The sequence below is a fragment of the Xanthomonas rydalmerensis genome, from assembly GCF_033170385.1.
GTDB classification, from domain to species: domain Bacteria; phylum Pseudomonadota; class Gammaproteobacteria; order Xanthomonadales; family Xanthomonadaceae; genus Xanthomonas_A; species Xanthomonas_A rydalmerensis.
Genome location: NZ_CP126170.1, coordinates 4,934,691 through 4,950,833 on the forward strand (window position 1 = coordinate 4,934,691; position 16,143 = coordinate 4,950,833).

Genomic DNA, 16,143 nt, shown 5'->3' on the forward strand with positions numbered 1-16,143 from the left:
GGGCACATCGCATGCCCCGCCCCGATTCTGCTTGAGGCAACGCCAAGCATCGTCCGCATCTCCGACCTGCCCCACTCACTCCTGCGGAACGTTCAACTCCTTCAGCAATTGCGGTGCCGGATACACCTTGGCCATCAACCAGCGCAGGTAGCGCATGTCCACATGGATCGCGCGCTTGTAGCGCGGGTCGTACCACCAACTGGCGCTGACAGCCTCCCAGTTGCTGTCGAAGTTCAGCCCGATTAGCTCGCCGCGCGCATTGAGCACCGGCGAGCCGGAGTTGCCGCCGGTGGTGTCCAGGTTGGTCAGGAAGTTCACCGGCTGGGTCTTCGACTGCGGATCGACCGTGCTGCCGAAGTCGCCCTTGGCGATCGCCGCCAGCAGCGGCTTGGGCGCATCGAACGGCTCCTTGCCGGTGTTCTTCTCGACGATGCCGGCGACCGTGGTCAGCGGCGCGAAGCTGACCGCATCGCGCGGCGCCAGCGGCTCGACGCGGCCATAGCTGATCCGCAGCGTGCTGTTGGCGTCCGGATACACCGCACGCCCCTGCTGCTTGCGCCAGGCGAACAGGGCACGCATGTAGGCCGGGCGCAGCCGCAACTGCTCACCTTCGCGCGCCTTGCGCTCGTCGTCCAGCCGCAGCTGCGCCGGCACCAGCATGACGGCCAACGTCAGCAACGGATCGGCCGCAGGCGCCTTGCCTTCACGCGCGGCAGCGAAGCGAGACAGGCGCTCGGCCTCGGTGCCCAGCGCGGTGTCGGCATAGGCCTTGTCCAGCGCCGCCTGCAATTGCGCCGGCGTCCGCCCGAACGCCGCATCGAACTCCGGCACCCGCTGCGCCTCCGGCAGTTGCTGATAGCGGATCAGCAGCGTCGTCAGCAGCGCCTTCTCCACGGTGGGCGAATAGCGCCGCTGCACCTGCTTGAGCATGCCCTCGATCAGCGCCAGGTCGCGCTGCTGATAGCCGCTCTCGCGCTGATCGTCGGGCTTGCTTGCCTCCAGCCGCAGCCGCTCCAGGGTCAGGGCCGAACGCAGCGCCTGGGTCTGCGTGGCAACCAACCCCAGCAACAGGTCGCGCTCGCGCAGCGCCGAAGCCTGACCAAGCAGCTTCTGCAGCGCGGCGATGTCGCGCGCGTCGCTGCCATGCGTAGCCGCGAGCATGCCGCGCTCATCCTCCGCGCGCAAGCGAACCGCATCGCTGCGCTGCAGCCCTTCCAGTTCGCCAGCGGCCCGCTTGCGGTTGTTCTTAAGCGACTGCAGCTGCGACGCGTAGCGCGTGCGCGCCTCCGCATCGGCCTTGCCCGACGCCTCGATCACCTCGATCAACTGGTCCAGCACCGCCACCCGCTGCGGCAGCGTCGCCCCCACCTGCTCGGCGAACTCGGCCCCCGTGCGATGCCGATAGGTGATGCCCGGATACCCAGCCAGCATCGCGAAATCGCCGGCCTTCGGCCCATCGGTGGCGATCTGCAGATGCGCCGGCGGCTGGTAGGGCACGTTGTCGGCGCTGTAGTCCGCCGGCTTGCCGTCCTTGCCTACGTAGGCGCGCAGCAAGGTGAAATCGCCGCTGTGCCGCGGCCACATAAAGTTGTCGATCTCGTCGCCGTAATTACCGATCGCCCGCGGCGGCGCATACACCAGGCGCACGTCACGCAGCTCCAGCTGGCGGATCCGGTAGAAGTCCGTGCCGTAATACATGTTGGCGACACTGCAGCGCACCCCAGCCTCGCGCTCGCAGTCGGCAACGATCCGCTTGCTCGCCGCATCCACCGCATCGTAGTAGGCGCGCCCCGTCTTGCCCTTGGCCGACCCCAGCACCTGATCGGTGACCTTGTCGAAGCCCACCGTCACCAGCACCCGGAAATCGGGATTGGCCGCGCGCTCGTCGGCGCGATCCCGCGCGATGAACCCGTTCTCGATCAGGTTCTCCTTCGCTGACGTGTTGTACTGGATCACTCCATAGGCGACGTGGTGATTGGTCAACAGCAACCCGTCCCCGGACACGAAGGCCCCGGTCCCACCTCCGACTTTGACCACCGCACTCAACGGCGGATGGGTCACCTCGGCCAACACCTGCGGATCACCCTGGAAGCCTGCTTCGCGAAGTGGCTTGGCTAGCTCCGGCATCTGCGATGGCATCCACATGCCTTCGTCGGCATGGGCGGTGGTGGTCGCGGTGGCGATAAGAGCGAGGCTTAGGGTGAGAGAGGCAACGAGGCAGTTTTGCAGGGCCATACGATCTTTGAGGCTAAATAAATGCTTCTACCTTAGCTCGAGTGGCATAGGGCGACAACTGGTTCAATTCGCGTACCAAGCTTGCCACGCTGTGATTACTTTAGCCGCAGCCCACACCGCGGACCTAGTAGAGTGATCCAGCCTCAAACTCGCCTGACTCATAAGCGATATGTCGAGCCATTTTATATTGTGAAATCCCGGCTACTTTCTATTTAGATCTTCCACCACGCGGCTTATAAACCTAATGACCTGCATCGTGTCGAAAAATTTTCCGCTTGTTCCTGTCACCGGTATCAAAGCTTCTCCACCGCTTGTGAGCTGAATTGAGACGCACAAGTCGTTTTTTCCATAAGGCACGGAAGCCCTCTTTATTTCGTCATACCTTATTTTTCTTATTGCCAAGTCCTCAACCCATGCTAATCCATCAAAAAAGAAAGCAACATTACCGACACTATCCGATTTGTTTTGATAAATTCCGATGAATTCACCAAGTGATACGGCACTAAATTCTTTTGGAATTGCAGGGCTTTCCGCTGAACTAATGAAGTTGCATGTTTCACGTAAAATTCTGCGCGCGCGAATATATGGATTCATAGGCAGATCTAATCGCTCACTTCAATGAAATTGTTATAGTTTCGTTTGCACCTTCTGATACCACGTTGTAGCGCCTTGCCAAAAAGTCAAACAACTTCTCATTAGCAAAAGATGCTTCTATTCGGAGCGAAGTTGCCCCCGTAGCCCTTGCGGTTTCAACCATGTTATCAACAATTCTGTACGGATTTAATATCCGCCCTTCCAGCATATCGACGCGCATTGTTGCAACACCATCTTTTACTGTAAAAGCTCCTCTAAGTTCCGTTACTGTACCTTTTACTCCTAGGTCAGCGACCCGCAACTCTCTTGAAAAATTTGATGCTCCCTCAAACCAGAAAAATCCTTTTCCCGCCAATCCCGCCAGTTTAAAGGGGGCGCCCTCGGGCGTGTCCATCAGCGGATAATATATATCGTGCCAAATCGCCCCGAAATCAGTAAGACTTCCGTCTCCGGTAAACCAATTTCTATCTGTAATCCAACTCCAACTGGAATCAGTTGTAGGCGTTACAGTGATTGTGTCCATATTTGCGACAGGGATGGTAGGTTCTGAGTTCCCATCCTTGTCCTTCCCGAGCCTTCCGTCTGGATCGATATATCTATATGGGTTGTTCCCGCCGTACCAGTAGCGATTGAAGTTGGCTCCGTTTTGACTACCTATAGGGTCGCTACTTAGGAATCGGCCAACTGCAGGATCATAATATCGTTGTTGCATATACGTCAGGCCGGTTATTGCGTCCCCAATGTGACCAGCGTACGCAACATCATCCGACAATGGGCGATTCAGAATACTTCCATAAGGCTCATACTCACTCCGCTCGACGACATTGCGGTCCTTGTCAGTCACCAATACAGGAGATCCCAGCCCATCCGTATGGATATAGCGGACCGTCTGTGCCGAGGCGCCGAAGGCGATGAGCAATGAAAGGCCGGCTGCAGCCATCAGGCGCAGTGCCGCACAAATCCCCTGGAAATTTGACATTACTCGTCCTTGCGAGTTGGAACCATAGATGCGCGATGTATAATTGACTTTTCTCGTAGAAGTCGAATCGACAACGCTTCCCCTAGCAACATTACTGTGCAACGTACCCAACGAAATCTACGGTGCAGACTCCGCCAGAGCCGGCTTACTTCAAGTAGACCTCAACGATGTCGCAGCCATTGGTCTGCACATCGATCTTGCGCTTATTCACTAACGCCGTCATCAAGACGGCCAGCAACGCCTTGCCACCTGGTTGGTCGTCTTGAAAATGCAGGACTTGGGTCCCGGATGTGGACTTGCATTCCGCTGGCGTGTCTGACAGCCAGACAAAATGGTCAGCATGGGCCTGATATGTGCCCAGTTGTACGACGTCGACATTCTGCATCGACTCGTTTGCCGATGCTGGCCCACTCAGGCTGGCAAACAGCAACAACGTGGCCCATGTCGTTCTCATAGCTCGTTCTTCTCTTCCGTTAATTGTTGTGCTTTTCAGATGGCTGGCTCGCTTGCATCCTACCCAGTCAATCAACCATGTAGATGAACTTTCCGGTGCACGACGTATCGTTGTCGTCCATGATCAAGGTCACGCGTTTCCCACTGACGAATGCCGACATCAACATCGCGTAGATCGCCTTGTTGTTTTCCTGCTCCTTTGCCCAATAAACCGGCTTTCCGGCGGGGCACGTGGCATTCCCCTCGCTAAGGAGAAAAGGGATCTGGGTAGGCATGTAGGTCGCCTCGATCTGCGTCACCTTGCCCGTGATGATCTGCAAGGCACTCGCCGAATCGCTGTAAGACATCCAGAGCAGCGCACATCCCAACATCAAGATCAAACGCATAAAAGCTCCCCATTAAGAAATTAAAGATTAGATTGCGGATGCCGTTCTTCCGGCACCGCAACCTTCAACTGTTCAGCAGCAGCTGATACAACAGCGGCACGATGTCCACCGCAGGCCGCTGGTCATGCGTCACGTTCGAGGCCGCGGTGCAGTTGCCGTCAGCCGTGCAAGCGGTCACGCGGTACGAATAGATTCCTGCCGGCCTGGCCAACGAGGTCCAATTGCCCTGGCTGCCGTCATACACCGCAGTCCAAGTGACACCGTCCACGCTCTCTTCCACCACATAGCGGGTCGCGCCGGAGACTGGGTTCCAGTTGACGTAGTCCTTGACCGAGAGCGCCTGCCCTAGCGGCCAGTCGGCTTCGGCGACCAGGCTGCCACCCAGCATGATGTAGTCGGTAGACTTGGACTGGCGCTGGTTCTTCTGGAAACGCAGTGCTCCGGACTGGTCGTACAACGAGCCGATGTTGCCAGCGCTCTGCAGCGCCAGCGTGCGACGACCAAAGCCGTCGTAGCGGTAGGTCTCCTTGCCGGTCGCCTGACGCAGGCGGTTGCCGTAGTCGAACACGAAGGCCTGGCCATTCTTGTTGCTGAGGTTGCCCTGCGGGTCATAGCTCATGCCGATGACCGTACTGCCGCCGCAACTGCCGGTCTTGACGTTGGTGAGCTGCCAGTTGGTGCCGTAGCAGTAATAGTGATCGCGGCCCGGCGCAACGACGTGGGTCAGGTTGTCGAGCACGTCGTAGCTGTAGGTAGCCGTGCCGAACATCGGCGACTCAGCCTTGATCAGCCGATCCATGCCGTCATAGGTCATGGTGCGGTTGCCGCGCTGGTTACGCCCGGTGGCGCCGTCGCTGATGCCGGCTACATTGCCATTCGCATCGTAGTCGTAGCCGTCGTTGAGGAAGGCGGTACCGCCATAGGCATCCTGGCTGGTGTCCGGCAACTGACGCGCGTTCTGTGTCAGGGTATGGACGATGCCGTTGCCGTAGGTGAACTGCTTGATCGCGCCGTTCGGATAGTAGCTCACGCCGGTGGCGTAGCTGCCGGCCTTAGTCGGCTGGCCCAGGGCATTGGGCGCATAGTCCACGGTCTGTCCCGACGGATAACGATGTGCGGCGAGATTACCGTTGGCATCATAGGCGTAGCCCAGCGCCCAAGTCTCGCCATCGGCCTGGCCCTGGCTTTCGGCGATCAACAGGCGACGCTTGTTGTATGCATAGCTGTTGTATGTGGCGACACCATTGTTAAGCGTGGTGATCTGCTTGACCGCGCCATCCGGCCAGTAGATCCACGCTTGATTGCCATTACCATCCGGAAAGCTACGCGACCTGATTCGGTTGCGCACGTCGTAGCTACGATCGACCCGGCGCCCAGAGGCGAAGGCCGCATCCGCGTCGCACGATGTAGTACTTGGCAGCGCCAAGCCAGCCGCGCTCCATACCATATTGCCTACGGCGTCATAGCCATTGGCGATAGCGCCAGTTTCTGGCTCTACCGTTTTGCAAAGTTGCTGATATGCGTCATATACGTAACTTCGAGTAAGCGAATAAACACCGTTAGCATCTCGACGCCGTACAGAAACTGGCTTTCCAAAGATGTCGCGCGCAATCTCAGTGACACCACCTTCTGGATGCTGAACCCAAACGGGGATATCATAGGCCGGCTTATCAAAGATCTGATAGCCAGTTAACGTTATATTGCCTCTCGGATCAGTCACACGAATTTGGTTGCCGGGCAAATATTCCGTAACAGTCTTCAAAGCTTCTGATCCCGAATCTTGCGATACAACGACCTTGCGTCCAAGCGCGTCATAGTCACTCCATACGCCGGTGTTCACCTGCGCTGTGTCACTAGGATATGACGCGAATTTGAGACGCCCTGCGTAGTCGTATGAAAATCTTTGATAGCGTTGGCTTGAGCCCTCATTTGCGAGATCGACTTCACGCGTAAGAACTGTACGCAGCAAGGCATCAAAGTAGGTTACTTTGCGATAGTTCCCTGCGGAAACAGTTCGCCGCCAATGGCCGGCGGGCAGCCCATATTCAACTGACGCTATTTGTTCAAGCGCCTGATTCGTATCGTTCCAATTTGTAATGTCATTGCCTTGGTAAGATACTTTTACAAGCCTTCCCATTACATCATAGCTGTAGCCTGTAAGGTAGCCGTTTTCATCAGAAAGTGAAGTTATCAATCCATAGTCATTGACAGTTGTTGATACAGAGCTATTGTCAGGGAACAATATGGACTGTGGAACGCCCCGCTTCCAGTTATAGAAGTTCGTGACGCCGTTGTTTGCGTCAACGATGTTGGCTAAGGTTCCGTCGCCGTTATAGTTCAAGGTTTGTAGAAGCCGCCCAAAGCTCCAAATCTGCTTTGGCATTGCATTAGCGTCGTAAACCACTTTGGATTCCACAGCCCCAGTGTCATCATTAGTTGCCTTGGATTTATTGCCCAAGATCCATTTTGAATAATCATCATAATACTCAATGGAATCTTTTCGAGCATACCAAGGGCTATAACGGGACGAAGCGACGGGTCGCCCAAAGTTATCGAAAGTGCTTATCAAGTACTCATAGACTGTGCCAGCCTGATTTACGGTTTTTCTGGACGACGGGGAAACCTCTACTGCCTGTCCATCGTTCATTATGTCCAAAAAAACTGTTCCGATTTTTTTTGGCCAAGAACCAGATCCAGGAGCAGCATAGCCAAAGTCAGTTGCCCTTAGAATGGCCGATCCAACCGCACTGGTATATTCTTCGACGCGCAACAGTTGGCCCTCAGAATAATCAAGTCGATTGCTCGAAATGTATCTTGAGGTGGCACCATTCGGATCTGTCACATCGGTCGACACAGTGTTTGTGCATCCCGAATTGCAATCCTTTTCCCAGCTGTTATTCGGGCCGGAATAACTATACGACCATTTTTGAGGTGAAATGCCGGGTCCAGAAATTGTCTTGCTCAATATTGCGCTTACTGTATAAAGATTAAATTTTTTCAGGTATGAAGGCTCACCATTGGGCCCACCACCGTTGCAAACATACTCTGCATGTGATCGCCCCCTAACGATCGAACCTAATACAAATGTCGCAACCGCCCCAGAAGGGTGGCGCACTGTTCCGCTCTTGGTTCCTGAATTTTGAGTTGCGACAGGAGCACAAGCATTCGGGTAATAAGAAACTACTGATGGCGAGCCCTGCCAATCCGTAAAACCAGAAAAATCAATACTCCAGCCACTATTGTCTGGCAGGTACACCGAGGCCAGTCGGACTCGGGAATCTGACGCGGTTTGATAGCCGTATTTCCACGTCCTGATTGGAGTGTCTGAAGCTTGCAATGTGGCCGAAACAATACGATTTCCTGGAGTGGAAGTATTCGCTCCCTGCCACGATTCGTAATTTATCGTTACTGCACGACCGTCACTGGCTTGGATTTTGATGAGGTTTCCAGACCCATCATATTGATACTGCAAAGAATTTCCGAAACGATCTTCTACACGAGAGACCATCATCATGGCCATCTTTCGCTTAAAAGCGTAATCTCGTGTTCTGGTAAAATTTAATTCTGGGTATGGCCTGTAAACCAGCCAGTCCATCCAGTATTTTGTTCCATCCGGCGAGACTACAAGAAAAGCTTGGCCAGATAACCCATTACTGGTGGATTGCAGACAGCTTATCATCCACTGTTGCTTTGTTACAATTGGAAAACTCTTAGCCGTTCCATCTGCTTCATACATCGTTGGTGACAGAGAATTTGAAGCATCACGGAGAAGCAGGTCCTGTGAACCCACGTTGGGAATTACGAGCTGATAGCCACCCCACCAATTTTCAGCTGTATACCTCACAGAGGAATGTAGACCAGTATTCATGAAAATTGTGGGTGCCTTCGCGAAACCACTGCAGCGATTTCCGCTAAAGAATGTTCCCTTATAATCCGATTGCTCTGAAAACGCTTCAAATAAAGTTTCAATATGGGGAACTTCCAGCCTCCAATCGGCGAATGCTCGAGAGGGTCCTTCTTCAGCGCGCGAATCCCTAACATCGTAAGTGCGAACAAGCTGAATTGGCAAGCCAATGCCAGGCAGATTAATATCTACTTGTCTAAACGACATTGCACCGCTATAGAGGCTTATATTTTCACCAAAGCTTTGTCCGCCCAAAGAAGCTACAGTTTGAGAATCACGCAACCGGTCCTCATATTCATCCTGAGGCGTTACAACAGCCATTGCCGGCCATGTTGCGAAAAAGAAGAGCACTAGCAGGACAACGAAACGAAGTCCCCCAAACTTACTGAGCATTGTCATCCCCTAGTCCCAAGGCGTTGCGCCGAGGGTAGACATAACTCTCTTAAATTTGCTAAGGCTTTGTCAAGCAGATCGTCTGGGTGGTTGCGGGTCCGACCAGCACTACTTCTCCTTCCGCCAATTCACCGACCCACGGTTTTCCACCGTGCTCGATTCCACCTCGGCGTCGAAGCCGCGGCCGAGCAGGTATTTCAGCGTCAATACCGAGCCGCTACCGATCAGCGACACGCCGTAGCTGACGTAGAGTTTCGGAGAGAGGTATTTACCGAAGCCCACCACCGAGCCGCCGAGGGCGCGCGACTGGCTGACGCCGGCGTCGTCGAAGCCGAGCTTGGCGCCAAGCTGCGAGGCGAGCAGGCCGCTGCCGGCCGACAGTGCGCTGGCCGCGGCGGTGACCTGGTCGGCTTCGGCGCTGCTGGTGTTGCTGAGGCTGCGGCCCAGTACGAGGTAGGACATGGCCTCGGATTGCGACATCGACGGGTCCGACCACACGTCCGCATGCGGGGCGGTGGCGCGGCCGGTGACGTCGATGCCGGCGGTGACGTCGGCGACCTGGCGCTGGGCGCGGATGTTGATGCGCGGGTCGGAGACGATGTTGTTGCTCCAGGTGAGCTGGCCGCGGGTGATGGTCAGGTCCTGCCCGTACGCCTTGTACTTGCCGCTGACGTCCAGCCCGCCAGTGGCGGTCATTTCGCGGCCCTGCCGCGAGCGCACCTGCATGGCGCCGGTCAGCGCGCCCTTGAGGCCGAAGCCGGCCATCTTGACCTGGTCGCCCAGGGTCACCCGCAGGTCCATCTCCAGCGGCGAACTCGGCGCGGCCTCGGGATCGGCCGGGTCCAGCACCACCACGTCCTCGGACAGCGAGGTGCCGCGGTCCAGCCGTTCCAGGTCGATGTCGGCCGACGGCACGGTGACCTGGCCGCTCAGCATCATCGTCTTGTTGGCGATGCCGAACTGCAGGTCGGGATTGGCCACCGCGCGCAGTTCGGCGGTGTTGGACACCAGCACGTTGGTGCCGCGGATGTTCAACTGCAGCGGCGTGCTGTCGCCGTACCAGGACAGTCCACCGTCGACGTTGAGCGTGCCTTCGCCGGACTTGACCGAGGCGACGATGCGCGCCGAGCCGTCCGGCTGCGCGTCGAAGCGGCCCTTGCCTTCGCTCAGCGTCAGACCCAGCGCCGGCAGTTCGCCGGTGAAGTTGCTGAGCGTGGCGTCGCCGCCCATCGCCGGCTGCGAGCGGGTGCCGCGCAGGCTGACGTGGCCTTCGACCAGGCCCTTGGGCCGGACCAGGTCGGGCGAGAACAGTTCGAGCCAATACAGCTTCGACATGTTCATGTAGATCTCGCCGTTTAACGGTGCGTACGCGTCCCAGCCGGTGTCGACGGTGGCGTCGACGAAGCCGTCGCCCTGGAAGCCGATGCCGAGCTTGGAGTGGATGTGCTGGGCGCTGAAATCGGTGACGAAACTGAACTGGTCGTAGCGCAGCAGTTCGCCGCGGGCATTGTCGCCCAGGCGCAGGCCGCCCTCGCGCGAGGCCAGGCGCAACGAGCCCTGCCAGGCGTTGCCGGCAGGCTTGAAGTTGCCGTCGATGGACAGGTCGCCGCGCAGGTACATCTTGCGGCCGCTGTTGGGTGGCAGCCACGGTTGCACCAGGGCCAGTGGCAAGGCATCGCCGCGCAGGGTCAGACCCTGCTTCGGCCAGTCGGCAGACACGCACAATGCACCGCCGCTGCCCGGGGCCAGGCAGCTCTCGGACAGGCTGAAGGCGCTGCCGGCCACGCTGAAATTGGCCGCCTGCCGCAGCTGCCACGGTTCGCCCTTGGCCGGGGCGATGCGCAGCGTGTTCAAGGCGCCCTGCCAGCGCGCGCCGTCGCGGCGCACCTGCCCGGCCAGGGCCAATGCGCCCATGTCGTTCTGGGTCTTGGCGTCGAGTTGCAGGTTTTCGACCGCACCGCGCGCATCCACGCTCAGCGTCTGCAGCAGCACGCCGGCATTGAGTGCACTACCGCGCAGGGCGAGTTCGCCGCCGTTGCCGCGCCACGGCAGGCGCCCGCGCAGGCTGAGGCTGTCGGCGCCGTAGCTGTCCCACTTCAGGCCGCTGCCGGTGAGGTCGGCGGTGAGGTCGGGGGCGTCGCGGCGTCCCTTGATCTGGACGCTGCCGCGCAGGCTGCCGGCGCCGCCCGGCAGCAGGTCGGCCAGTTGCAGCGGCTGCAGTTGCGCGTCGATGTCGAGCTGGTCGCCGACCTTGCCCTGCGCCTGCAGGCGGCTATCGCCCAGGCTCAGCTGCAGCTTGCCCTCGCTCTGGCTGCCCTGCAGCGCGAGCTTGGCGTTGGCGTCGAGAGGACGACTGCGCAGGTTTCCGTTCACGCGTGGAATATCGAGCGTGGCCTGGTAGCCGGCGGCGCTGCCGTCCGGCCGCGCCGGCAACTGCTTGCCCTGCGAAGCGAAGGTGCCGGACAGCTTGCCGTCCCAGCCCGGTGCGAAGTAGCCCGGGTCGAACCCGGCCAGCGTGCCCTGCACGTCCCAGTTCAATTCCGGCACCCAGGCCACGTTGCCGCCCAGGTCGAGGGTGCCGCTGGGCATGGTCGCGCGCACCTGCTTCAGCTGCGCCTGGCGATCGTCGCCGCGCACGTCCAGCTGCAACTTGGCGCTGTCCTTGCCGCGGGCGACGGTGGCCTCGCCGTAGGTGGCCCACTGCTTCATCGTGCCGGCCACGCCGAGGTTGGCCTCGACCAGCTTGATCGGCACGGCCGGCGCGTTCGGGGTGGACGGATCCGGCGCGCTGGCGAAGCTCATGCCGCTGGCGTTGACCGCGAAGCGCAGCTGCGTGTTATTCGGGTCGCGCAGATCGGCGGTGCCGCGCAGGCGCAGCTGCCCGTCGAACGCACGCAGTTGCAGCGGCGCGACCGTGAGCACCTGGTTGTCCAGGCTCAGGTGCGAGGGATCGAGCACGAGCTTTTGCCCGTCGCGCGACAGCTCGCCCTGCAGGTCGGCATTGCCGCCCTTGCCGTTCGCATGCAGGTCGAAGGCCAGCGGCACGGCCGCCGGCGCGTCGTCGGCCGGCGGTACCAGCAGCGACGGATCCAGCGCCTTGCTGCTGGCGGCGAATTGCCACACCGGATCGGTGCGACCGGTGAACACCAAAGTGGCGCGCAGCGGCGCCGGTGCGTTGCCGGCGATGGCCACTTCCATCTTGTCCAGGTCGCCGCGTGCGACCAGGCCCAGGCGCGCCGGGGTGCGCCCGCGCGCAGCCGGCAGCACCGCGCTGGCGGTGAGGTCGGCTTTGTAGTCCTGGCCCGGCAGGTAGTCACCATTGACGCGGAAATCGCCGCGGTCACTGTTGACCACCACCTGGGTGGCGCGGAACTCGCCGTTGGCCACTTCCACGCCGCCGCGCAGCGTGCGGATGTCGATCATCGGCTGCTGCGCCTGGGTGATGCGCAGGCCGTCGATGGCGATGCGGTCGGCCTGCAGGGCCAGCGGTACTTCGATCTGCGGCAGCGACTGCGGCCAGCGCGGCAGTTCGAACGGTTCGTCGCTCTTGGCCAGGTTGAGCGTGGCGTTGGTCAGTTCAAGCGCATCCAGTTGCAGCTTGCGCCCGAGTAGCGGACGGATGTCCGGATCCAGGTAGGCGCGCTCGGCGGTGAAGTGGATCTCGTTGTAGTGGAAATCCAGGTTGTGCAGGGTCAGCGGGCCGGCCAGCGGCCCCTCGGCGCGCTCCCAGGTCAGCGTCGAGCCGGCCGGCAGCCGCGCCACTACCTGCGCCAGCAGCACGTCGCGCCCGGCCACGGTCTGCAGCAGCCAGTACAGCGCGATCACGGCAAGCAACAACAGGCCGGCAATGGTCAGCGCCGAACCCCACCAGAAGCGCTTGCGCCGGTAGAAGCGCGGGCGCCGCGGCGGCGGCGGCGCGGCGGGCGACGTCGGCTCCAGCGGCGCGCTCACAGATTGGCTCCGATGTTGAGATAGAGCTGGAACTGCGAATCCGGGTCGTTCAAGCCATGGGCGATGTCTACCCGCACCGGGCCGACCGGCGAACGCCAGCGCAGGCCGAAGCCGACGCCGGTGTGCCAGTCGGGCGTGTCGTCGAACGCGCTGCCGCTATCGACGAACACCGCGCCGCCCCATGGCCCGCCCTTGAAGTAGTGCTCGTACTCGGCGCTGCCGGTGAGCACGTGCTTGGCGCCGAGCGCGAAACGGTCCGGCCGCGGCGTGCGCGGGCCGACCTCGCGGAACGCATAGCCGCGGATGCTGTTGTCGCCGCCGGCGAAGAAACGCAGGCTCGGCGGCATCGCCACCAGCGCGTCGGTCCAGGTGCTGCCGGCTTCGCCGCGCAGGATCAGGCGGTCGTTGTCGCCGATGCCGTGGAACCAGTTCACCCGCATGTGCGCCTGCACGAAGCTGGCGTCCGACCCCACGCCCTCGGCGCCGCCGCGCAGGCTGATGTTGCCACTGAAGCCCTTGCGCGGGAACACCTTGTCGTCGACGCCGACGTAGTCGGCTTCGATCTGCGGATAGAACAGCGTGGAGGTCTGGTACAGCGCGCCGTCAAAGACCTCGTCGGTCGAGTAGCGCCAGCGCTCGCGCAGCGCATTGATCGAGGCGATCGCGGTCCAGTGCTCGTTGATCTGGCCGCTGCGGCTGCCGGTGAGCTTGACGTTGCGCAGGTCGATGTAATCGGTCTGCTCGTCGTAGACGCGCAGCGAGGTGGTGTACCAGCCGTCGAGCCACCGGAACGCCGGGATCCGGTAACTGGTGATGAAGCTCTTGCGCTTCTGCGCGTAGTCCAACTGCGTGCTGAGCTTGTGCCCGCGTGCATTGACGTAGCGGCGGTCCACGCCCAGGCGCACGCCGGCGCCGCTCTCGCTACCGTAGCTCAGGCCGGCGGTGTAGATGCTGCGCTTGGCGCGGGTGAGGTTGACGTCCACCGGCACGTCGCCGTTGGCGTCGGCTTCTTCCGGCTTGGGCTGGAGGTCGATCACGCTGAAATAGTCGAGCTTGACCAGCGACTCGCGCAGGCGGTCGAGCTTGCCTTCGTGGTAGTAGCTGCCTTCCTTCCAGTACACCAGCGGATCGAATAGCTTCTGGTTGAAATAGTCCTGGTGGAAGCGGATCGGGCCCATGTTGTAGCGGCGGCCGCTGTCCCAGCTCAGGTCGATGTCGGCGGCGTGGTCGGCGCGGGTCACCTCGACCTTGCGCTGGGTGAAGTCGGCATCGAAGTAACCGCGTTCGGCCAGGCGCCGGGTGATGGTGACCTTGCTGGTCTCATAGACGCTGCTGACGAAGATGTCGCCCTTGCGCGGACGGAAGTTCTTCAAGTCGTCGCCCAGGTAGCGGTCGTCCTCGGCCGGGCCGGTGATGCCCACATGGAAATTGCGCACCCGGATCGGCTCGCCCTTGTCCACGTGCACCACCACGGTCAGCTTGTCGTCCTGGCGCGGCGCCTCGACGGTGATGGTGGGGGTGAAGTAGCCGAACGGCTCCAGCGCCTGCCGGGTCTGCCGTTCGGCCTGGCTCAGCAGGTACTCCAGGCGCGACTCGCCCTGGTCCTTGCCGATGGCGTCGTACAGCGACAGCGAGACCTGGATGTTCTCGATCATCGCCGCGTCGTCGTCCTTGTTCAGGCCCTGGATCTGCACCTTTTCGATGACGCCGCGGGCCTCGGCGAGGCCGGCCAGGGAGAGCAGGGACAGGACGATGGCGAGACGGGGGATGGGTCGCATGGGCGTCAGAATACCGGCACCCCATGTGAAGCTGTTAACTAGACGTTTGTTATGCGTGACCGGGATGTCGGACGCGGCGGCCTCTCCGCAGCTGATTTCGCGCTTCCCGGACCCACTGCGTCGAGGCGTCTACGCCGGGAAACGCGGGTGCGCTGGCGCCGCTTGCCAAGCCGTGGCGACGGCGGCACGCTGACGCCCCGACCCGCAGGAGCGCCGCATGTCCACCGTGATCGAGACCGCGCGCCTGCTGCTGCGGCGGCTGGACCCCGAGCACGACGCGGCGCCGATGCTGGCCCTGCTCAACGACCCCGGCTTCCTGGCGCACATCGGCGACCGCGGCGTGCGCGACGAGACACAGGCCAGCCGCTACCTCGCCGACGGCTCGGTGCGCAGCTACGCCGAGCACGGCTTCGGCCTGTATGCGGTGGAGCGCCGCGACGACGGCGCCTGGCTCGGCGTGGCCGGACTGGTGCTGCGACCGACCCTGCCCGCGCCCGACCTGGGCTATGCCTTGCTGCAACCCTACGCGGGCCAGGGCTACGCCAGCGAAGCGGCGCGCGCGGTGCTGGACTACGCACGTACCGTGCTCGCGCTACCGCGGGTCTACGCGATCGTGGCCCCGGGCAATGCGCGCTCGCTGCGCCTGCTCGCCGCGCTGGGCTTCGTCGCCCAGGGGCGCGTGCGCCTGAGCCCGGAGGCGGCCGAGGTCGAACTGCATCGTTGCGAACTACATGCGCCCCAGGAGCGCACCTGAGCATGGATACCTTGCACACACTGCGGCTGTTCGCCAACTACAGCCAGTGGATGAACCAGCGTCTCTACGCCGCAGCCGCGACCCTGCCGGACGACGCCATCGCCGAGCCGCGCGGCGCCTTCTTCGGTTCGCTGTTGGGCACGCTCAACCATCTGGTGGTGGCTGACACGATGTGGCTGCAGCGCTTCGCCCAGCATCCGGCACGCCATCCGGCGCTGCAGGCCATCGCCGCCACGCCAGTCCCCGCCGCCCTGGATGCGCCGCAGGCCGACTGCTTCGCAGATCTGAGGACGCAGCGCGAGGCGCTGGATGCGACGATCGCCGAGTGGATGTCGCAACTGCATGCCGACGACCTCGATGTGCCGCTGCGCTATCGCAATACCCGTGGCGAATCGCAGGGGCGGCGCTTCGGCGACCTGCTGCTGCATTTCTTCAACCACCAGACCCACCATCGCGGCCAGGCCACCACCTTGCTCAGCCAGGCGGGTGCCGATGTCGGCGTGACCGATATGCTGGCGGTGATTCCGCAGGTGGAAATGGGGTGATCTTGCGATCGCGGGGCGCTGCGCTTGGTGCGTGCCTTCGGGCGTTTAGGCACCTCTAGTAACGCGCCTTTGCATCGGCCGCCTTTGCCGCGGCTTTGCGGGTTCTGTCGTCGCGCTTGTAGGAGCGGCTTCAGCCGCGACAGACGCTCCAGGGAATGCGCGTCGCGGTGA

General features: G+C 61.0%; 10 protein-coding genes. 2 read left to right on the forward strand and 8 right to left on the reverse strand.

The features are described 5' to 3' along the window. Nucleotides 1-75: 75 nt before the first annotated feature. The 8 genes from QN245_RS21100 to QN245_RS21135 all read right to left on the reverse strand — a co-directional run bounded on the left by QN245_RS21100 (nt 76) and on the right by QN245_RS21135 (nt 14,673). Complete coding sequence (locus tag QN245_RS21100) at nt 76-2,235, reverse strand: S46 family peptidase (RefSeq protein WP_425612891.1); 2,160 nt, start codon at nt 2,233-2,235, stop codon at nt 76-78. A 201-nt stretch (nt 2,236-2,436) separates the two neighbouring features. Continuing rightward, nucleotides 2,437-2,829 (reverse strand): hypothetical protein, encoded by a 393-nt coding sequence (locus QN245_RS21105; RefSeq protein WP_317844165.1) that lies wholly within the window; start codon nt 2,827-2,829, stop codon nt 2,437-2,439. 16 nt (nt 2,830-2,845) lie between these two features. After that, on the reverse strand, nt 2,846-3,808 hold the full coding sequence (locus QN245_RS21110; protein ID WP_317844166.1) for an RHS repeat-associated core domain-containing protein: 963 nt from the start codon (nt 3,806-3,808) through the stop codon (nt 2,846-2,848). 145 nt (nt 3,809-3,953) lie between these two features. Continuing rightward, on the reverse strand, nt 3,954-4,262 hold the full coding sequence (locus QN245_RS21115) for a hypothetical protein (protein ID WP_317844167.1): 309 nt from the start codon (nt 4,260-4,262) through the stop codon (nt 3,954-3,956). A 67-nt stretch (nt 4,263-4,329) separates the two neighbouring features. Continuing rightward, nucleotides 4,330-4,647 (reverse strand): hypothetical protein, encoded by a 318-nt coding sequence (locus QN245_RS21120; protein WP_317844168.1) that lies wholly within the window; start codon nt 4,645-4,647, stop codon nt 4,330-4,332. A gap of 64 nt (nt 4,648-4,711) precedes the next feature. Then, nucleotides 4,712-8,944, reverse strand: coding sequence for an RHS repeat domain-containing protein (locus QN245_RS21125; protein ID WP_317844169.1), 4,233 nt, complete (start codon nt 8,942-8,944; stop codon nt 4,712-4,714). Between the two features lie 108 nt (nt 8,945-9,052). Further along, nucleotides 9,053-12,895, reverse strand: coding sequence for a translocation/assembly module TamB domain-containing protein (locus tag QN245_RS21130; protein WP_317844170.1), 3,843 nt, complete (start codon nt 12,893-12,895; stop codon nt 9,053-9,055). Further along, nucleotides 12,892-14,673 (reverse strand): autotransporter assembly complex protein TamA, encoded by a 1,782-nt coding sequence (locus QN245_RS21135; protein WP_160969160.1) that lies wholly within the window; start codon nt 14,671-14,673, stop codon nt 12,892-12,894. The genes QN245_RS21130 and QN245_RS21135 overlap by 4 nt, the downstream gene beginning before the upstream one ends. A 217-nt stretch (nt 14,674-14,890) precedes the next feature. On the opposite strand from QN245_RS21135, the gene QN245_RS21140 reads away from it, so the two are divergent. Together QN245_RS21140 and QN245_RS21145 are read left to right on the forward strand one after the other, a co-directional pair. Continuing rightward, nucleotides 14,891-15,427, forward strand: a complete 537-nt coding sequence (locus QN245_RS21140; RefSeq protein WP_317844171.1) for a GNAT family N-acetyltransferase — start codon at nt 14,891-14,893, stop codon at nt 15,425-15,427. Between the two features lie 2 nt (nt 15,428-15,429). Further along, on the forward strand, nt 15,430-15,972 hold the full coding sequence (locus tag QN245_RS21145) for a DinB family protein (RefSeq protein ID WP_317844172.1): 543 nt from the start codon (nt 15,430-15,432) through the stop codon (nt 15,970-15,972). Nucleotides 15,973-16,143: the final 171 nt, after the last annotated feature.